This is a genomic window from Filimonas lacunae, assembly GCF_002355595.1.
GTDB classification, from domain to species: domain Bacteria; phylum Bacteroidota; class Bacteroidia; order Chitinophagales; family Chitinophagaceae; genus Filimonas; species Filimonas lacunae.
The window spans coordinates 1,496,072-1,518,346 of sequence record NZ_AP017422.1; the positions used below are offsets into that span (position 1 = coordinate 1,496,072).

The following is a 22,275-nucleotide window of genomic DNA, read 5'->3' on the forward strand; positions in this document are numbered from 1 at the left end:
GATACAAGCTACATGGCTTAGGCTATGTCGTTTGTATCCTGTTTTTATTTAAGGTATATAAAGTTTTTAATATAAATATATTTCACATTTTATTTGCTTTTTCATCTTTCGCCCTCTATCTTCGACCCGATATATAAATCCCCTTACCACAATCCTTGAGAAAAACCTATGCGCACAAGAGTAGTTTTATTATTGCTGTTTGTGTTATCGAATTTTTTACCAGCGGAGGCGCAAACTGACACAGCATTCTGGTTTGCAGCTCCACACGTTATAGGAGGCGATCGACGCGATACGCCGATATATATACGTGTAATGCCGGTAGGAATTGCTGCGACAATAAAAGTATATTGTCCTGCTAACCCTGCGTTTACACCGATAACCGCTACGATAGCCGCTGGTAGTGTAAGCAGTATACGCCTTACCGACTTTAAGTCGATGTTGGTGGATAGTGCTTCGAACACTATTTTAAACCGGGGTATTAAAATTGAAGCCTCCCAGATGATCACCGCTTATTACGATGAGTCTTCGGAACGAAATCCGGAGATTTACGCGTTAAAGGGGGTGAACTCATTGGGTACCGCTTTTTATATACCTGGTCAGCGATGGCGTTTTAACAACACGGCCGACAATGGTACGCGTAAAGCCTATAATGCTTTTGATATCGTAGCAACGGAAGACAATACCGTAGTAACCATTACGCCATCACGTGCTATTGACGGGCATGCGGCTAACGTTGCTTTCAATGTTACTTTGAATAAAGGACAAACTTATTGTTGCCGGGCATCGGGCCAAACGGTAGATGACCACCTTGGCAGCAGTACAGTTGTTTCTAACAAACCCATTGCGGTAACAGTGGTGGATGACTTTGTGAACCTGGGAGGTTGTAGTGATGCGGGAGGGGACCAGCTGGTGCCTGTAACCATTTTTGGAACAGAGTATGCAGCTGTGCATGGTTATATTGACGAATCGCCTTACGATCGTATATGCGTAATGGCTACAGAAGATAATACAAAGGTGTATTTAAATGGTAGCACTACTGTTTGGAAAACTCTGAATAAAGGACAATCTGAAGAGTACGCCTTTAGTGGTGCGCCTGTATATATTAAGTCCGACAAAGCGGTATCTGTTATGCACGTATCAGGTATTGGTTGTGAATTGAGTTATGCCGTGTTGCCGCCTTTGGGTGCGTGTATAGGTTCAAAAGTGGTGGGTATTGTAAGGCCAGGTACCTATGATTGTTACCTGATGTTGTTAGTGCCGGTGAGTCCGGGCATTGAATCCAGTTTTTCTATTACCACTACAGCAGGTACTACTGCTATTGCTGCTTCTAATTTTGCCAGCATTACCGGAACCACTGCCTGGAAGTATGCGCGTGTGCCTTTAAGTACTGCCATTTATCCTAACGGATCATTTGGTAAAATCACCAGTAGTCTGAATGTAAAATTCCACGCTGGTATTATATATGGTAAAAGCGGGGTGGGAGGTAGCTATGGTTATTTCTCAAACTACGCTATTTCGCCAACGGTTACGCCGCCTAACGATACGGTGTTTTGTAACGGAACCTATACCGGTGATCTGAAATTTACCAGTACGGTAAATAATAGTGTGTTTGAATGGGCCAATGATAATACCAGTATTGGGTTAGCAGCTGGCGGAACAGGTAATATACCTTCGTTTTACGCGGTAAACCCAACAGATACTATTCAGTATGCACACGTGTCGGTGGTTCCCCGGGCCAATGATTGTGATGGTATACCACGCCAGTTTACTATTGTGGTGCATCCTACTCCTAAACTAAAAGTGGCGGCTACACCTAAACCTGTGTGTGTGCCCAGCACGGTGAATATCACAGCCGACAGCATTACCGCAGGTAGCACTGCTGGTATGACGCTTTATTATTATACCAACCGCACTGCCACTACCACTGTAGCCAATCCTAAAAAAATTGCCGTAAGCGGCTGGTATTATATCCAGGGCAAAAGCGCTGCGGGATGTTTATCTAATATAGACTCTGTAAGGGTTACTATTAATGATACGCCTACAGTAGTAATTACTAATCCGGCTGCTGTGTGTGTGGGTGAAAAAGTAGATATCACCAAACCTGCTATTGTAGCAGGAAGCACGGCGGGTATCACTTTCGGTTATTACACTGATCCTACATCGGGTGTACAATATGCCACTCCTACAGCTGCACCAGTTGGCACTTATTATATTATAGGTACCAATGCCAATGGATGTACTTCTACTCCTATGCCGGTGAAAGTGGTGGAAAAAACAAATGCCACTGCTGCGGATGTGTCTGCAACAGCGGCTGATGTGTGTATTGGAAGTAGTGCCACTTTAAAGGCAACCAGTTCGCTGGCCAATCCTACTTTTCAATGGTATAGTGACGCGGCTTTAACCAACTTACTGGCAACGGGCGCTTCTTATAACACCCCGGCCTTAAATGCGAATACTACCTATTATATAAGTGTAAGTAATGCAGATAAGTGTGCCAACAAAGCTAATGCCGGCGGCAGTGTAGTTGCAAAAGTGAAACAGTTTGCTACTGAGGCGGATATCACTACCACCAACACCAGCATTTGTTCCGGAGCTTCGGCCACTTTATCGGTGAGCAGCGCTTTAACCTCTCCTGTGTTTAAATGGTACAGGGATAAAGGACTGACTGATTCTATTGGAACAGGCACTTCTTATACAGCTACTGCTTTAACGGCTACTACTACTTATTATGTAACCGTAAGTAATAGCTTGAAGTGTAGTAATCAGGCCGGTGCCGGAGATTCTGTAGTAGTGACTGTGAAACCTTACGCAACCGCTGCAGATATTAATGCCGGAGATGCTAAAGTGTGTGTGAATTCTACAGCTACCTTAACAGCCAGCAGTTCGTTGGCTTCTCCTGTTTTTAACTGGTATAGCGATGCCAGTCTTGCTACGTTTTTAGCAACTGGTGCTTCTTATACAACAGCTGCTTTGTCGGCTGATAAAACTTATTATGTAACCGTAAGCAATACAGCTACCTGTGCCAACGCGGCCAATACGGGTAAAGCGGTAGCGGTTACTGTAAAACGTTATGCCACTGCAGCCGATATCACCGCTACTGCGGAAGATATTTGTAAGGGCACTGCACCTGTGCTTACTGCAACCAGTTCTGTTACCGGAGCGGTGTTTAACTGGTATAGCAATGCAGCGTTGACTACTTTCCTGGGTACCGGATCGCCTTTTTCTCCTGCTGCCATCAGTGCCAATACCACTTATTATGTAAGTGTTAGTGGAACAGATGTGTGCGCCAATAAAACCAATACCGGTGCTTCTGTTACGGTGAAAGTGAAGGATTATGCCACCACTGCCGATGTAAGTGCTTCGGCACCAGCTGTTTGTTCGGGCGATGCGTCTACCATAACTGCCACCAGCAGCCTGTCGGGCGCTGTGATTAAATGGTATAGCAACGCTGCCTTAACCGATTCTATTGCAACCGGCACCACTTATACCACTCCTGCTTTAACAGCCAACACTACTTATTATGTAAGTGTAAGCAATTCGGCTAAGTGCGCCAATCAGGCCAATGCCGGTGCATCTGCAACGGTAACTGTAAAGCCTTATGCAACTGCCGCTGATATTAATACCACCAATGCCAGCATCTGTCCTGGTGCAACTGCTGCTGCTTTAACTGTAAGCAGCTCAACGCTTACAGGCGCCACGTTTAAGTGGTACACCGATGCTGCTTTAACCAACCAGGTGGCAACGGGCACCAGTTATACTACTCCTGCTTTAACAGCCAATACCACTTATTATGTAACGGTGAGCAGCAGTGCTAAATGTAGTAACCAGCCCGGCGCTGCCGATTCTGTGGTGGTTACCATCAAGCCAGTGGCTACCGATGGGGATATAACGGCTTCCGGCGCCAGCATTTGTTCTGGCAGTACGGCCGCTTTAACCGCCAGCAGCACAATGGCTTCACCGGTTTTCAGGTGGTACAGTGATGCTTCTTTATCTACAGCCAGTTTACTATATACCGGCGCAACTTATGGCACGGCTGCTTTAACGGCAGATAAAACTTATTATGTAACGGTAAGTAATACGGCTACCTGTGCCAACGCGGCAAATACAGGTAAGCCTGTTACGGTTACTGTAAAGCGTTATGCTACAGCAGCTGATATTACGGCTGCTGCTGCTGATATTTGTAAGAGCACTGCTCCTACACTTACCGCAACCAGTTCTGTAACCGGTGCTGTGTTTAACTGGTATAGCAATGCAGCGTTGACTACTTTCCTGGGTACAGGATCTCCTTTTACACCTGCAGCCATCAGCGCCAATACTACTTATTATGTAAGTGTTAGCGGAACAGATGTATGTGCGAATAAAACCAATACTGGTGCTTCTGTTACGGTGAAGGTAAAAGACTATGCAACTACTGCCGATGTAAGTGCTTCGGCACCAGCTGTTTGTACAGGTGATGCTTCTACTGTAACTGCCACCAGCAGCCTGTCGGGTGCTGTGTTTAAATGGTACAGTAATGCAGCTTTAACCGATTCTATCGGAACCGGCGCCACTTATACTACTCCTGGTTTAACAGCCAATACTACTTATTACGTAAGTGTAAGTAATTCGGCCAAATGTGCCAACCAGGCCAATGCCGGTGCATCTGCTACGGTAACTGTAAAACCTTATGCAACTACGGCAGACATTAATACCACCAATGCCAGCATTTGTTCCGGTACTACTGCGGCCTTAACTGTAAGTAGTTCAACACTTACCGGTGCCACCTTTAAATGGTACACCGATGCTGCTTTAACCAACCAGGTGGCAACCGGAACCAGTTATACTACTCCTGCTTTAACTGCTAATACTACTTATTATGTAACAGTAAGCAGCAGCGCTAAATGTAGTAACCAGCCAGGTGCTGCCGATTCTGTTGTTGTTACTATAAAACCATTTGCTACTGCTGCGGATATTACCGCTTCGGGAGCCAGCATCTGTTCGGGCAGCACGGCAACTTTAACTGCCGCCAGCACACTTACGTCACCTGTTTACAAGTGGTATAGTGATGCTTCTTTATCTACTGCCAGTTTATTGTACACCGGAGCAAGCTATACTACTGCTGCTTTAACCGCTAACCGTACTTATTATGTAACCGTAAGTGGTACGGAAATGTGTGCGAACGTAACCAGCACAGGCAAAGCGGTAGATGTTATTGTAAAACGCTATGCTACTGCGGCGGATATTACTGCCACAGCTGCTGATATTTGTAAGGGAACCAGTGCTACGCTGAATGCCAGCAGCACGCTTGATAATCCTATATTTAACTGGTATACCAATGCAACGCTTACCAGCCTGTTAGGTACCGGTGCTACTGTTACTACTCCGGCTTTATCGGCCAATACCACCTATTATGTTACCGTAAGCAATGCGGATGTATGTAGTAACAAAAGTGGTGCAGCAGCTACGGTAACGGTGATTACCAAAGATTATGCAGTAGCGGCAGATATTACTGCTACCGCTACTGATGTGTGTTCCGGAAATGCTTCGGTATTAAGTGCGAAAAGTTCACTGGCTTCACCAGTGTTTACCTGGTATTCCAATGCAGCTTTAACCGATTCTATTGGAACCGGTGCTACTTATACTACTGCCGCTTTAACTGCTGCACAGACCTATTATGTAAAAGTGAGCAGTACTGCCAAGTGTGATAATAAAGCCAATGCCGGTGCTTTAGTAACCGTAAAAGTAAAACCATATGCTACCGCTGCTAACATTACAGCTACCGGTGCAACGGTTTGTATGGACACAAAAGCTACTTTATCTGCCAGCAGTAACCTGAGCAGTGCTACTATCAAGTGGTACCGTGATGCTGCTTTAACGGATTCAGTAGGAACAGGTGCCAGCTTTGTTACTCCTGTGCTGAAGGGTGACAGTACCTATTATATAAGTGTAAGCAATGCCAATACCTGTGGCAACCTTGCCAATACAGGTGCGGTGGCAGTGGCTAAGGTGTTACCTTATGCAACTGCTGCTGATATTACAGCCAACCCGGCAGAAATTTGTAAGAATACTACTGCTGTGTTATCTGCCAGCAGCACACTTACCAATGCAGTTTACAAATGGTACAGCAATGCAGCCTTAACCACCCTGGTGGCTACAAATGCTACTTATACTACTCCTGTATTATCTGGCAACACTACTTATTATGTAAGTGTAAGCGGTGCCGAGAAGTGTGCCAACCTGGCCAATAATGGTACTGCTGTAACTGTGAAAGTGAAAGATTATGCGGTGGCAGGTGATATTACTGCTATACCTGATACTATTTGTTCCGGTGGTACTGCGGTGCTTTCTGCCAGCAGTTCACTGAATTCTCCGCTTATTAAATGGTATAAGAGCGCAACCTTGACCGATTCTGTTGGTGTTGGTGAAACCTTTACGGTTTCGGGTCTTACTGCTACTACTACCTATTATGTAGGTGTAAGCAACGCAGATAAGTGTGCTAATTTATCCGGCAATGGTAAGGCGGTACAGGTAAAAGTAAACAGTTTTGCTATTGCTGCGGATGTAACTGCTACAGTGGCGGATATTTGTACAGGAAGCAATGCACTGATTACTGCAAAAAGCACCCTGGCCAATCCAACCTTTACCTGGTATCGTAATGCTGCATTAACGGATTCTATCGGAACCGGTGCTACTTATACTACTTCCGCGTTAACTGCCAATACCACTTATTATGTAAGTGTGACCAACGTTGATAAATGTAACAACCTGGCTAATACCGGCAGAGCGGTAACGGTAACCGTAAAAGAATATGCTACTCCAGCCAATATCTCTATTGCACCTGTTGAAGTTTGTGAAGGCACAAAAGCTGCTATCACTGCTACCAGCAATTTAACGGGTGTAACATTTAAGTGGTATCGCGATGCTGCTTTAACCGATTCGGTAGGAGTAGGGGCGAAGTATATCACCAACGTGCTGAATGCAGACAGTACTTATTATGTAAGTGTAAGCAATACCAGCGTATGTAGCAACCAGGCCGGTAACGGAGCTGCTGTAACTGTTAAAGTGAAAAAGTATGCTACTGCTGCCGATATTACTGCTACGGCTGAGGATATTTGTAAAGGCACCATTGCTAAACTTACTGCTACCAGCAGTTTAGCGGGCGCCAGCTTTAAATGGTTCAGTAATGCCACCATGACAGTTCAGGTAGGAATTGGTGATACGTATGTTACTTCTGCGCTGAACGTGAATACTACTTATTATGTAAGTGTAAGCAATGCTGATAAGTGTAGTAATCTGGCCAATACAGGTGCAGTAGTAACTGTGAAGGTAAAACCTTACGCTACTGCGGCCGATGCTATTACTACACCTGATACCGTTTGTACAGGTAGTACAGCGGTGGTAAGTGCTGCCAGCAGCCTGTCTTCGGCAATGTTTACCTGGTACAGCAATGCTGCGTTAACGGATTCTATCGGAACCGGTGCTACCTATAGTACTCCTGCACTTACCGGCAACACTACTTATTATGTAAGTGTAAGCAATGCTGATAAATGTTATAACCTGGCTAATACAGGCACGCCGGTAGTTGTAAAAGTAAACCCATATGCTACTGCTACAGATGTTGTGGCTACCGCCAGTGATATTTGTACTGGCAGCACAGCTGTGTTAAAGGCTACCAGTGCTTTAGCCGGTGCTGCATTTACGTGGTACACCGATGCAGCTTTAACCGATTCTGTGGGAACGGGTGCCTCTTATACTACGTCTGTGTTAACCGCAGGTACTGCTTACTATGTGAGTGTGCGCAATGTGAACAAGTGTAGCAACCTGGCTAATACGGGAGGTGTAGTAACTGTAAAAGTAAAAGAGTATGCTACTGCGGCAGATGTAACGGTAACCAGTGCAGCTATTTGTACGGGTTCTGCTACTGTGCTGAGAGCTACCAGCAGTTTATCTGCTCCTACTTTTAAATGGTATACCAACGCAGCTTTAACCGATTCGGTGGGTATTGGTGCTACTTATACAACACCTGTGCTTACTACCAGCAAAAACTACTATGTAAGTGTAAGCAACGCAGATAAGTGTAAGAATGAGGCGAATGCGGGTGCTGTTGCGGAAGTGAAGGTGAAACCTTATGCTACTTCGGCAGATGTAACGGCTGTTACTGACACGGTTTGTACGGGTAGCGCTGCTACGCTTACTGCCAGCAGCAGTTTAGATGCTCCAACGTTTAAGTGGTATAAGAGTGCCGGCTTAGCCGATTCTGTGGAAACCGGTGCTGTTTTTGTAACACCTGCACTTACCAGTGATGCTATTTATTATGTAAGTGTAAGCAATGCGGATAAATGTAATAACCAGGCCACTAAAGCTACTCCGGTAATAGTAAAGGTGAATGCCTATGCTACTGCGGCTAACATCACCGTAACAACAGATACTGTTTGTACAGGCTCATCTGCTGTTTTATCTGCTAACAGTACGCTGGTTAACCCAACCTTTACCTGGTACAGTAATGCTGCTTTAACCGATTCGGTTGCCAGCGGTGCTACTTACAATTCTCCTGTGCTTACCGCAGGTACTACTTATTATGTAAGTGTAAGTAATATTGACAGATGTAATAACCTGGCCAACACCGGTAAGCCGGTAGTGGTAAAGGTGAATGAATATGCTACTTCGGCTGATGTAAATGCTACCGCTGCAGATATTTGTACAGGAAGCCAGGCGGTAGTGAAAGCTACCAGCAGCCTTGCCAATCCTGCTTTTACCTGGTACAGCGATGCTGCTTTATCTGATTCTATTGGTACGGGTGCTACTTATACCAGCCCTGTACTTTCTGCCGGCATCACTTATTATGTAAGTGTGCGCAACGTGGATAAATGTAATAATCAGGCCAATGCAGGCACTCCGGTAACGGTAAAAGTGAAGGAGTATGCCACGGCGACTGATGTAACTGCCCTGCCAGATACTATCTGTACCGGCAGCAAGGCTACGCTTACGGCTACCAGCAGCCTGGCTAATGCCAGTTTTAACTGGTATACCGATGCAGCTTTAAGCAACAGAGTGTTTACCGGTGCTACTTATATTACTCCGGTACTTACTGCAGGAACTACTTATTATGTAAGTGTGAATAATGCGGATAAATGTAATAACCTGCCTAATACAGCACTGGCTGTTGCGGTGAAGGTGAATACTTATGCGGTGGCAGTGGATGTAGTAGCGGCCAATGATACGATCTGTAAAGGTACTACTGCTACGCTTACGGCCAGCAGTGCACTGGATGCGGCTGTGTTTACCTGGTATACTAATGCAGGATTAACCGATTCTGTAGGTACCGGTGCTACTTACACCACACCGGTATTAACGGCTGGCACTGTTTATTATATAGGTGTAAGTAATTACGATAAGTGCCGCAACCTGGCTAATACAGGAAAAGTGGTACTGGTAAAGGTGAACGAATATGCTACCAGCGCAAATGTAAGCGCGAGTGCAGCGGATATTTGTACCGGTAGCCAGGCTATTGTAAAAGCTACCAGTAACCTTGCCAACCCAACCTTTACCTGGTACAGGGATGCTGCTTTAACCGATTCTATTACCACCGGCGCTACCTATACTACGCCTGTATTAACAGCAGGTACTACTTACTATGTAAGTGTAAGTAATATTGACAGGTGTAACAACCTGGCCAATGCCGGAACTGCTGTTGCAGTAAAAGTGAAAGAATTTGCTACTACTGCTGATGTAAGTGTGGTTACAGATACGGTTTGTAAGAATACGCAGGCTACACTTACTGCTTCAAGCAGTTTGACAAGTCCCATCTTTAAATGGTACAGCAATGCTGCACTAACTGATTCGGTGGGTACTGGTGCTACTTATGTAACTCCTGTACTGAGTAATGAAACCACTTACTATGTAAGTGTAGGCAATGCTGATAAGTGTAATAACCTGGCTAATGCCGGTGCTGTTGCTGTGGTAAAAGTGAATGAATATGCGGTTGCTGCCGATATTACGGTGGCTGCTGATACGGTTTGTAAAGGCGCTGCTGCTGTGTTAACAGCTACCAGCAACCTGGCCAACCCTGCCTTTACCTGGTACAGTAACGCTGCCTTAACCAATGTAGTGGGTACCGGTGCCACTTATACCACGCCTGTACTTGCCAGCAACACTACTTATTATGTAAGTGTAAGCAATGTTGATAAATGTAAAAACCTGGCCAATAGTGGAGCATCGGTTGTTGTAAAAGTGAATGAATTTGCTACTGCTGCTGATATTGCAGTAGTTGCAGATACGGTTTGTACAGGAAGTGCGGCTACTTTAATTGCCAGCAGCACACTGGCTGCACCGGTGTTTACCTGGTATGGCAATGCTGCCCTGACAGACTCTGTAGGTGCGGGACCAGTTTATAACACTCCTGTGTTAGCTGCCGGTACCACCTACTATGTAAGTGTTAAAAACCTGGATAAGTGTAACAACCTGGCCAATACAGGTAAACCAGTTGTGGTGAAGGTGAATGAATATGCTACCGGCGCTGATGTAAGTGCCCTGGCTGATACCATTTGTACAGGAAGTACTGCTACGGTGAAAGCCAGCAGCAGCCTGGGCAACCCCACCTTTACCTGGTACAGCAATGCTGCACTGACTGATTCTGTAGCTACGGGTGTTACCTATACCACACCTGTGCTTACTGCGGGCACTACTTATTATGTAAGTGTGCGCAACGTGGATAAATGTAATAACCTGCCTAATACCGGAACAGCAGTTACGGTGAAAGTGAAAGAATATGCTACCACAGCTGATGTAAATGCTTTACCGGATACTATTTGTACAGGTAATACGGCTACTTTAACGGCTGCTACCAGCCTGCCTGCTGCTACTATTAAATGGTACAGCAACGCAGCACTGACTAACCAGGTGGGAGTGGGGGTTACCTATGTAACTCCGGCCTTAACGGCTAACACTACTTACTATGTTAGCGTAAGTAACGTTGATAAGTGTAATAACCAGGCCAATGCTGCTACAGTAGTGGATGTAAGGGTGAACAGCTACGCTACCGGTGCAGACCTGAAGGTAGTAACGGATACTACCTGTAAGGGTGCTACTGCTACGTTAACGGCATCGAGCAGCCTGGCTAATCCAACGTTTACCTGGTATACAGATGCAGCACTGACCAATGCGGTTGGTACAGGGGCAAGCTTTACAACCCCTGCACTGGCTACGCACGCTATCTATTATGTAAGTGTAAGCAATATTGACAAGTGTAATAACAAAGCGAATACGGGAGTTACAGCTATTGTGAAAGTGAACGATTATGCTACTGCTGCCAACGTAAGTGTTGCGCCAGACAGCATCTGTACCGGAAGCAGCGCTACCCTTACCGCTAAGAGCAACTTACCAGGGGCTGCCTTTAAGTGGTACAGCAATGCAGCCTTAACCAACCTGTTGGCTGAGGGCGCTACTTATACTACTCCTGTGCTTACGGCCAATGCTACTTACTATGTAAGTGTAAGTAACGATCAGCTTTGTTTCAATGAAGCGAATAGAGGCGGTGTTGCCCAGGTGGTGGTAAAAGAATATGCGACCAGCGCAAACATAGCTGTAAAAGATACTACGGTATGTAGCGGCACCAGCGCGGCATTAACGGCTACCAGCACAGGTGTACAAAACCCTGTTTATACCTGGTATTTGCAACCAGGCGGCCAGCCGCTGCAAAGTAGCACCAGCGAGGTATATAATACCGGTGCTATTACTGCTGCTACTACTTACTATGTAACGGTGAAAGGAACGAATTTGTGTGAAATTGCGGCAGTAGCTGCGAAACCGGCTAATGTGGGTATAAAAACCTTGCCTGTAATTACTACTCAGCCTAAAGGGGTAAGCAGCATTTGTGAGGGACGTGCTACCGGCTTTAGTTTAGTAGCTACGGGTGATAATATTAAATATCAGTGGCAGGTGAATGATAACAAGGGCGGTGGCTTTGTGAATATAGCAGGTGCTACTTCTTCTTCTATCACACTGCCTGTTGTAACGCTGGACATGAGCGGTTATCAATACAGGTGTGTGGTAAGCAATGATTGTGCGGAGGTATTCTCTAACGCTATCGTACTTACTGTAAATGCCGCACCGAAAATCATCAGCGATCCTAAAGATGCCATTGTGTGTGAAAATGGTACTGCTTCCTTCAGCGTTACTGCTTCCGGATCAGGAAACATCACTTACCTGTGGCAGCTGGATAGAAAAGATGGCCTTGGCTTTATTGCCATCTCTGGCGCCAATGCGGCTACTTATAGCATTGCAGGCGCAACAGAAGCGATGACGGGTTATGCTTACAGATGTATAGTAAGCGGTACCTGTGCGCCAACAGATACTTCCAACGCGGGTGTGCTGACGGTGCCGGTTGCCAGAATTGGCGACATTGGAACGCAGGTATTGTGTAATAACACCGTAACAACTGAAGTGCCTTTACAAAGTTCAGTGCCGGGCACCAGCTATACCTGGGTGAACACGAACACCAGAATTGGCCTTGCTGCCAGCGGAACAGGTACTATTTCTTCGTTCACGGCTATTAACCGTGGCGAACATCCTGATTCGTCTGTGGTGACTGTTACACCGGTAGCTTATGGTTGTAAGGGTGTTGCCAAATCGTTCAAGATTCTGGTGAATCCTTCTCCATTGTTGTCCAGTGCGGGTACAGAGCGCATTTGTAGCGGAGGTACGTTTAACTATACTGCTACCAGCGAAACCCAGGGAACCAGCTTTAACTGGAGCCGTGCGGTAGTAGCCGGTGTGCCTAATGTGGCTGCCAGCGGAAACGGTAATATCTCTGAAACATTAACCAATACCACTACCGCCCCAATAGAGGTAGTATATAATTATACGCTGGTAAGTAACAGCTGTAGCTTTACCCAACCGGTAACGCTGACGGTGAAACCTTTACCTGTAGCTGCTATCAGCGGCGACACTGCCTGTGCAGAATCGAAAGTGGTGCTGAGTGGTAGTTCTACCCTTACCGGATCTACGTTTGTATGGACTACTCCGGCAGGTAAAACAGCTACCGGCAGTGAGTTTATTATTGCGGGTGCAAAAGTGAGCGAAGGCGGCGTGTATACACTGGTAGCTACCAAAGATTACTGTTCATCAGTGCCGGTAACCTATAACCAGGTAGTGAAGCCATTACCAGGCTTAACGGTAGCAGGTGATACGAGTGTGTGTATTGGACAGAGCATTGTGTTGACTGCCAGTTCTGATATAGGTGCCGACAGGTATGCATGGACTGGTCCGGCAGGATTCAGCAGCAACCAGCCAGGCTTTACTATTACCAATGTAACCACTTCCAATACAGGTAAATATAGCCTGGTAGCAGAGAAAGATGGTTGTTTGTCTAACACCAAAGTGGTAGCGGTTCAGGTAAATACTTATCCATCGGTATCTATCCAGCGCAGCAGCATTGCCTGTGAAAATGGTTCTGTATGGGTGAAAGCGATCTCCAGCCTGCCGTTATCTACTTATATATGGCAGGGACCTGGTGTAACCGGAACGGGTCAGGAAATGGTAATTAAACCAATAACAGGCACTACCCTGAAAGTATATGTGGTGGTAAGTAAGAGTGGATGTGCTATTAAAGACAGCGTAGAATTTGCAGTGAAGAAGAGTCCGGCTGTAGCCGTTCCGCCAGTGGAAGATGTGTGTCAGAGCGTATCACCATTCAAAATTCCTGCTAATGAAGTAACAGGTATTGCGGGTTCTGGTGTGTTCAGCGGTGCGAGTGTAACAGCAGATGGTTTATTTACACCTACTATTGCAGCAGGTACTTACGTGATCACTTATACGTATACATCGAGCGAAGGTTGTGCCGACGCCAAGTCTATATCCTTCAAAGTGTACCCGATGCCGGGTGTAAATGCAGGTCCGGATAAAACCATGTATGCAGGTGCCAACACACGTTTAGACGGTAGCATTGCCGGAAACTATACCAGCTATACCTGGAGTTTACCGGGCGATACACTGTTAAACTACAATACATTGATGCCTACTGTAAGTCCTGAAATCAACACCTCTTATATCCTTTCTGCTGTAAACAGCTACGGATGTAAGGCGGTGGATACGGTGGATGTAACGGTGCTGCGCTTCCGTATTCCGAACTCCTTCTCGCCAAACGGTGACGGCTTTAATGATAACTGGAATATCCCGGGATTAAGCAAGTATCCGAACAGCAGGGTAGAGGTGTATAACCGTTGGGGTACCAAGTTATTCGTGAGCAAAGGGTATAATGAACCATGGGATGGTAAGTACAACGGCTCTTATGTTCCGGCTGCTACTTATTATTACCTGATTTACCTGAACGATGGAGAAAGCCTGAAGGAAAAACCAATAGCCGGTTGGATTGAAGTGATGAGATAATCATTATTTTCATCCAACAAAGGCCAAGTATGAATATTTTCAACCGGTTGTTGGTAGTAATAGTATTAGTTCTTTTTTTGAATGAGGATGTGCGGGCGCAGGTATTTGGTGGCAATGCTGCTTCGTTACGCTGGAAACAGATTAATACGGATACGGTTCGTATTGTGTTTCCAGAAGGACTGGACAGTGTTGCACAACGGGTAGCTGCGCTTACGCACCATATGCAGCTTACTAACTCGGCCACTTTGGGCGGGTTGAAGCGTAAGGTGAGCATTGTGCTGCAAAGCGGAACAACTTATTCTAACGGGTATGTAGGGTTAAGTCCTTATCGTAGTGAGTTTTTCCTGATGCCGCCACAAAGTGCACTGGAGCTGGGGGCGCAAAGCTGGGCAGATAACCTGGCTATTCACGAATACAGACATATTGAACAATACAGTAATTTCAGACATGGGCTTTCACGGCTCATGTCTTTTTTATTTGGTCAGGACGGTCAGGATTTAGCCAATTCAGCGGCAGTGCCCAACTGGTTTTTTGAAGGGGATGCTGTTTACAACGAAACCTTGCTGAGCAAACAGGGCAGGGGACGGTTACCTTACTTTTTTAATGGCTATAAGTCGCTGTTTTACGAAGGACGTGATTACAGCTACATGAAACTGCGCAATGGATCGTACAGGGACTTTGTGCCCGATCATTACCGTTTAGGGTATTTGCTGGTAGCATATGGCCGGGAGAAATACGGCGACAGTTTATGGCTGCGTGTGACCCAGGACGCGGTGCGGTTTAAGCCGCTTTTGTACCCATTTCAGGGAGCGCTGAAAAAGCATACCGGTGTTTCTTACCGGCAGTTTGTGCAACAGGCTATGGAGTATTACCAGCAACAGTGGAAGGTAGAGCCAGACAGTTCGGTAAAATGGGTAACGAATACAGAACCGCGTAATGTGGTCAATTACCAGTTTCCTTACCTGGCTGGTGATGGTAGTGTTATTGCTTTAAAAAACTCCAACACACATATTCCTGGTTTTTACCGCCTGCAGCCCGATGGCCGGGAAGAGAAAATAGCCGTGCGGGACATTGCATATGATGACTACTTCTCTTATAATAATGACCGGATTGCCTATGCCGGGTATGAAGCGGATTTACGGTGGGGTAATAAGGAGTATAGCGATATTCATGTGCTGGATGTGAAAAACGGGGAAACGCGCCGCCTTACCCATAAGGGAAGGTATTTTTCGCCTGATATTTCGCATGATGGCGGGCAGGTGGTGGCTACGGCTTATTCGGAAATGCAGCAATCGAGCCTGGTATGGCTGGATGCAGACGGGAAGGTGCTGCGTAGTGTGGAGGGAGAAAACGGGAAGGTGTATTCTTTTCCCAAGTTTTCGGGCGACGACCGTTTTGTATACTGGATAGAGCGGGATAAGGCAGGCAGGATGGCCATTCAGCGCCAGGCTGTTGCCGGTGGTGACATTACGCCGGTGCTTCCTTATGCTAACCGTATTTTGAGCTACCCGGTGGTGCAGGGCGATACGTTGTTATACACTTGCAGCAATGATGGGAAGGATGAAATATGGGCTTATGTAGAAAGCGCCGGAAAACATTACCGGGTGGCCAGCCATCGTACCGGTTTGTACCAGGCGGCTATGGGGGCTAACGGGCAGGTAGTAAGTTCGGTATTTACCAGTTCTGGTTTTCGGCTGGGGGCGGTTGCCGCCCAATGGCAACCTGTTGCCGCTGCCGACACCCTGGAAGAGTTGTATGTGAACAGGGTGAATAATTCTTTGTTTAACAATACTTTATCCGGAGTTACTTCCAGCAAATATCCCGTTACACGCTATCATAAATCTTTCCGTTTGCTGAACCTGCACAGTTGGCAGCCGGATTATGACGACCCGGATTTTAAGTTCACCATTTATGGGGAAAATGTGCTGAATACGCTGCAAAGCCAGCTGTATTACCAGTATAATCGCACAGAAGGGTTTCATAAGGCAGGATACACAGGCGTATATGGTGGCTGGTATGTACAGCCTTTTATCGGGGCCAGCCATACCTGGAACCGGAATACCTATTATAATAGAGATACCTCTTTTTACTGGCAGGAAAGCAATGTGAATGCGGGCCTGCAATTGCCGCTGAACCTGTCGGGCGGAAAGCAGTACCGGTATGTAACCTTATCCTCTTCGTTTAATTTGCTGGACAGGCAGTGGACGGGCATAGGGGAGAAGCTACTGATTCCGTGGCCCACTGCCACCTACCTGGAAAGCCGCATTCGTTATTCTTCCCAGATACAAACAGCGGCCCGGCAAATTTATCCGCATTGGGCGCATTCGTTATTGTTGCAATACAGAAATGTGCTGAACCCCTCGTTAAAAGGGCAGCAATGGCTGGCCAACGGCTACCTGTATCTGCCTGGTATTGGAGCTTCGCACAGCATTGTTTTAAACGGAGCCTACCAGGGAAGGGATACGATGGTTACCAATTATACCAATGGGATTGTTTTTGAAAGTAACTTTCCTTTTTCACGTGGTTATCAGGGAGTTAGTTATCCCAGAATGTGGAAGCTGGGCGTGAATTATCATTTGCCGTTGTGCTTACCCGACTGGGGGCTGGCGCAGGTGGTATATTTTAAACGTGTACGTGCCAACCTGTTTTATGACATTACCGGTGGCAGAAGTTTACGTTATGGTACTACTACTCATTTTGCCAGTACCGGGGCCGAAATTTACTTTGACACCAAGTGGTGGAACCAGGAGGATGTGACCTTTGGATTCCGGTATAGCCACCTGTTGAATGCGGAATACACTGGGGTTAAAAATTCGGGCAGGTGGGAAATTATCTGGCCGGTGAACCTGTTTGGAAGGTGATAAGGCCTATATTTGCGACCGTTAAAGGGGAATTTTTCGAGGGAAACGAAAAATGTCTCTAATTATTTCTTTATTTCATTGCAAAATTCTATCTTTGCGCTCCCAAAAATCATATGTCTAAACAATCATTGATCAAACAAGATGGTGTTATTTTAGAAGCTCTGAGCAACGCAATGTTCAGGGTGAAACTAGAAAATGGCCACGAAATACTGGCAACCATTTCCGGAAAGATGAGGATGCATTACATCAGAATTCTACCGGGCGATAAGGTAGGGGTTGAAATGAGTCCATATGATTTATCAAGAGGTAGAATTATATTCAGGTATAAATAATTGATCATGAAAGTTAGAGCATCAGTTAAAAAACGTAGCGCCGACTGCAAAATTGTACGCAGAAAGGGCAAATTGTACATCATTAACAAGAAGAACCCCCGCTACAAGCAACGTCAGGGATAATTCAATCGTACATCTAAAATAGTATATAAACATGGCTCGTATTGCCGGTATAGACTTACCAAAGAATAAAAGAGGCGAAATAGGCTTGACCTATATTTTCGGTATTGGTCGTACCACAGCCCAGTACATCTTAACCAAGGCAGCAATTGACTGGAATAAGAAGGTACATGAGTGGAACGATGACGAACAGACAGCTATTCGTAACATTATCAATAGCGAATTTAAGGTAGAAGGCGCTCTGCGTAGCGAGGTGCAAATGAGCATCAAGCGTTTGCTGGATATCGCTTGTTACCGTGGTCTCCGTCACCGTAAAGGTTTACCTCTTCGTGGTCAGCGTACACGTACCAATAGCCGTACTAGAAAAGGTAAGCGTAAAACAGTTGCCGGTAAGAAAAAGGCACCTAAGAAATAGTAAGCAATTACTGATTCTTTGTCCGGAATTCATCTGTAAAGGGAAAACCGGAATTGTTTCTTTGAAAGTTTTATACCAAGCCGCCGGATAGTTCCTTCGGGAAAAGCAGGGGCTACAATTTCAGAAGATTACCTCAAAAACAAGTTATGGCTAAAGCTCAGAACAGCGCGAAAGCAGCTGCGAAAAAAAGAGTAGTAAAAGTAGACGCCTATGGCGATGCGCATATCAGTGCTACCTTTAACAATGTAATCATTGCATTGACCAATAAAACCGGACAGGTTATCAGCTGGTCATCAGCAGGTAAAATGGGTTTCAGAGGTTCTAAAAAGAACACTCCGTATGCAGCCCAGACTGCTGCTCAGGATGCTGCTAAAGTAGCCCTGGAAGCTGGCTTAAGAAAAGTAGATGTGTATGTGAAAGGACCTGGTTCGGGCCGTGAAGGTGCGATCCGCGCATTATCTCAATCAGGAATTGAGGTTGCCATGATCAAAGATTGTACACCTTTACCACACAATGGTTGTCGCCCTCCGAAGAAAAGAAGGGTTTAACATATATCTTTTGTATGTGCTACGCAGAATGAACAGTTTTGCGTAGCACATCTTTATATTTTCTATCCAAGGGTGTTTCATTTATTTTAGATTTTTACAGATGAAACGCCGACACTAAAAAATCGCAAATAACACAACAATGGCACGTTACAACGGACCTAAAACAAAGATCAGCCGTATTTTCGGTGAGCCTATCCTGGGCAATGGTAAATGGTTAACTAAAAACAGTAACCCTCCCGGTCAGCATGGTGCTGCCCGCAAGCGTAAAAGCTTAGGCGAATACGCTTTACAGTTAAGAGAAAAACAAAAAGCGAAATATACTTACGGTGTGTTAGAACGTCAGTTCCGTAACACATTTGAAGAAGCCGCCCGCCTGAAAGGTGTAACCGGTGAAAATCTGATTAAGCTGTTAGAAGCAAGATTAGACAACACTGTATTCCGTTTAGGTATTGCACCTTCACGTCCTGCTGCCCGCCAGCTGGTAAGCCATAAGCATATCACTGTAAATGGTGAAGTAGTAAACATTCCTTCTTTCCAACTGAAAGCCGGCGACAAAGTTGGTTTCAAAGAGAAGAGCGAAAACAACACTTCATTAACTAGCCAGATCCGCGGTAAAAACCCTAAATTCAGTTGGTTGGATTGGAATGATACCGAAAAAACCGGTACTTTCATTACATATCCTGACAGAGAAAGTGTTCCTGAGAACATCAAAGAACAACTGATTGTCGAATTGTATTCTAAGTAATCGTGATTGATTTCACCTATTCGCAAAAAATTAAAACCCGGAGTATAAAATGGCCATTTTAAACTTCCAAAAGCCAGACAAAATCGTTCTGCAGAAAGCTAATGATTTTGAAGGACAATTTGAATTCCGTCCTCTTGAGCCAGGTTATGGCTTAACGATAGGAAACGCTTTGCGCAGGGTGTTGCTGAGCAGTCTTGAAGGTTACGCTATTGTGGGTATCAAAATTGATGGTGTAGACCATGAATTTGCTACTATCAAAGGTGTTACCGAAGACGTTACAGAAATTATCCTGAACCTGAAACAGGTTCGTTTTAAGAAGAATGTTGAGCACGACATTGCACAGGAAAAAATTACCCTGAGCATTAAAGGCAAAACTGAATTCACAGCGGCGAACATTGGAGAAGGTACTCAAAGCTTCCAGGTGATGAACCCCGAGCTGGTTATCTGTACTATGGACAGCACTTCCAAGCTGGATGTAGAGTTAACAGTAGCTAAAGGCCGTGGTTACGTTCCTGCAGAGGAAAACAAAGTAAAAGACGCTCCATTCGGGTATATTCCTATCGATTCAATCCATACTCCCATCAAAAATGTGAAGTATGCTATTGAAAACTATCGTGTAGAGCAAAGAACGGATTATGAGAAACTGATCCTGGACGTGGCTACTGATGGTACTATCCACCCTGAGGAAGCTGTTAAACAAGCTTCACGTATTCTGATTCAGCACCTGATGATCATCACTGATGAAAACATCACTTTCGACAACAAGGAAGACAAAAAAGAAGATGTTGTTGACGAGCAAGTGCTGCAGTTAAGAAAAGTGCTGAAAACTCCTTTAGAAGATTTAGATCTGTCTGTTCGTGCTTTCAACTGTTTGAAAGCTGCTAAAATCAACTCGTTAAGTGAGCTGGTACAGTATGAGCAGGAAGACCTGATGAAGTTCAGAAACTTCGGTCAGAAGTCTTTAAGTGAGATTGAGCAGGTTCTTACTGAAAGAGGTTTACACTTCGGTATGGATTTGAGCAAACTGGGTTTAGATAACCTGGACTAGTATTTTAAAACGTTTCACGTTTATAACTGGGTCTGTAATTCCTGGCACGGTACAGACCATAAAACAAATAAGCCATGCGTCACGGAGACAAAATCAACAACCTGGGTCGTAAGAAAGCGCACAGGGAAGCATTACTGGCAAATTTAGCCAGCCAGCTGATTGAGCACAAACGTATTGTTACCACTTTAGCTAAGGCTAAAGCTTTGAGAACTTACGTTGAACCTTTGATCACTAAGACAAAGAAAAACGCAACAGCTCTGGAAATCAGCCACAATCACCGTATTGTGTTCAGCTATCTGCAGGACAAATCTGCTGTAAAAGAATTGTTTACAGTAGTTGCCCCTAAAGTAGCCGGCCGGCCGGGTGGTTACACACGTATCATCAAATTAGGTATTCGTGTGGGTGATAATGCGGAAACAGCTATGATTGAACTGGTTGACTTTAACGAAGTGTACGGTAAAACCGTATCTAAAGCTGCTGAACCAGCTAAGAAAACACGTCGTTCAAGCGGTGGTGGCAAGAAAAAAGCTGCTGACGAAGCAACTGAAGTTTCATCTACTGAAGAAACAACTGAAACAAAAGACGCAGAATAATAATGAAGCTCTTTTAACATTGAAAAAGGCAAAATCGTTTATCGGTTTTGCCTTTTTTGCAAACGGGTGAGTTGTAGCCTGTTTTGCCTTGAATGAGGTTTTACAACAATTAAATGTTTTCTTTGCAAAAAATTACTGGTATAAAAATGACACAGACACAAAAAGTAGCTGTTTTATTATTAGAAGATGGTCATGTATTCTTTGGTAAATCTTTTGGTGCAGTAGGTTCTGCTACCGGAGAGATTTGTTTTAATACCGGAATGACTGGTTATCAGGAAGTGTTCACTGACCCTAGTTACTCAGGGCAGGTGTTGATTATGAACAATGTACACACTGGTAACTATGGCGTGAATATTACAGATGTGGAAAGTGACAGTGTGAAGATCAGAGGCCTGATTGGCCGTAACCTGGAAGAGCGTTATTCACGCTACCAGGCTACCGATTCGCTGGATGCTTATTTAAAGAAACACAATATAGTAGCGATTGAAGATGTGGATACGAGGGCGCTGGTAGCGCATATCCGTACTAAAGGAGCTATGAACTGTATCATCTCTTCAGAAATTACCGATGTAGAGCAACTGAAAGCCAAATTGGCGGAAGTGCCTAATATGGATGGCCTGGAGCTGGCGAGTGAAGTGAGCACAAAAGAAGAGTACGAGCTGGGTGATGTAAATGCATCCTTAAAAGTAGCCGTACTGGATTTTGGTGTAAAGAGGAACATTTTACAGTGCCTGGTAGACAGGGGAGCGCATGTGCGTGTACACCCTGCTAAAACGCCTTTAAGCCGTTTGAAAGAGTTTAACCCGAATGGTTACTTTATTTCTAATGGCCCTGGCGATCCGGCAGCTATGCCTTATGCGGTAGAAACCCTGAAAGGAATTCTGAATGAAAATAAACCTGTGTTTGGTATTTGCCTGGGACACCAGCTGCTGGCACTGGCTAATGATATTCCTACTTTTAAAATGCACCATGGTCACAGAGGTTTAAACCACCCTGTAAAGAACCTGGTAACAGGCAAATCTGAAATTACTACTCAAAACCATGGTTTTGGTGTTGATCCGGAAGCGGTTAGGAAACATCCTAACGTGGAAGTAACACACGTAAACCTGAACGATGAGTCAATTGAGGGTATCAGAATCAAGAACAAGCCTGCTTTTAGTGTACAATACCACCCTGAAAGCACTCCTGGTCCATTTGACAGCCGTTACCTGTTTGATGACTTTATTGCACTGATGAAGTAAAAAATAAA

At 45.2% G+C, this 22,275-nt stretch carries 10 protein-coding genes; all 10 read left to right on the forward strand.

Translation table 11 applies throughout. The features are described from left to right. Nucleotides 1-168: 168 nt before the first annotated feature. A complete protein-coding gene (locus FLA_RS06120) occupies nucleotides 169-14,364 on the forward strand; it encodes an Ig-like domain-containing protein (RefSeq protein WP_076380129.1) in 14,196 nt (4,731 codons plus the stop codon). A 29-nt stretch (nucleotides 14,365-14,393) separates the two neighbouring features. Continuing rightward, nucleotides 14,394-17,225, forward strand: coding sequence for a TolB family protein (locus FLA_RS06125; protein ID WP_076380128.1), 2,832 nt, complete (start codon nucleotides 14,394-14,396; stop codon nucleotides 17,223-17,225). A gap of 173 nt (nucleotides 17,226-17,398) precedes the next feature. Next, complete coding sequence (gene infA, locus FLA_RS06130; protein WP_432803738.1) at nucleotides 17,399-17,557, forward strand: translation initiation factor IF-1; 159 nt, start codon at nucleotides 17,399-17,401, stop codon at nucleotides 17,555-17,557. A gap of 6 nt (nucleotides 17,558-17,563) precedes the next feature. Further along, nucleotides 17,564-17,680 carry a type B 50S ribosomal protein L36 gene (ykgO, locus tag FLA_RS06135; RefSeq protein WP_076380126.1) on the forward strand — a complete coding sequence of 39 codons (117 nt, stop codon included), beginning with the start codon at nucleotides 17,564-17,566 and terminating at the stop codon, nucleotides 17,678-17,680. Nucleotides 17,681-17,711: 31 nt separating this feature from the next. Beyond that, on the forward strand, nucleotides 17,712-18,092 hold the full coding sequence (gene rpsM / locus FLA_RS06140; protein ID WP_076380125.1) for a 30S ribosomal protein S13: 381 nt from the start codon (nucleotides 17,712-17,714) through the stop codon (nucleotides 18,090-18,092). Nucleotides 18,093-18,238: 146 nt separating this feature from the next. Further along, nucleotides 18,239-18,640: a 30S ribosomal protein S11 gene (gene rpsK / locus FLA_RS06145; protein WP_076380124.1), complete on the forward strand. Its 402-nt coding sequence runs from the start codon at nucleotides 18,239-18,241 to the stop codon at nucleotides 18,638-18,640. A gap of 139 nt (nucleotides 18,641-18,779) precedes the next feature. Continuing rightward, on the forward strand, nucleotides 18,780-19,385 hold the full coding sequence (gene rpsD / locus FLA_RS06150) for a 30S ribosomal protein S4 (RefSeq protein WP_076380123.1): 606 nt from the start codon (nucleotides 18,780-18,782) through the stop codon (nucleotides 19,383-19,385). Nucleotides 19,386-19,434: 49 nt separating this feature from the next. Then, nucleotides 19,435-20,433, forward strand: coding sequence for a DNA-directed RNA polymerase subunit alpha (locus tag FLA_RS06155; protein ID WP_076380122.1), 999 nt, complete (start codon nucleotides 19,435-19,437; stop codon nucleotides 20,431-20,433). Nucleotides 20,434-20,507: 74 nt separating this feature from the next. Continuing rightward, nucleotides 20,508-21,026: a 50S ribosomal protein L17 gene (gene rplQ / locus FLA_RS06160; RefSeq protein ID WP_076380121.1), complete on the forward strand. Its 519-nt coding sequence runs from the start codon at nucleotides 20,508-20,510 to the stop codon at nucleotides 21,024-21,026. 146 nt (nucleotides 21,027-21,172) lie between these two features. Next, nucleotides 21,173-22,267, forward strand: a complete 1,095-nt coding sequence (carA, locus tag FLA_RS06165) for a glutamine-hydrolyzing carbamoyl-phosphate synthase small subunit (protein ID WP_076380225.1) — start codon at nucleotides 21,173-21,175, stop codon at nucleotides 22,265-22,267. The last annotated feature ends 8 nt before the right edge of the window (nucleotides 22,268-22,275 follow it).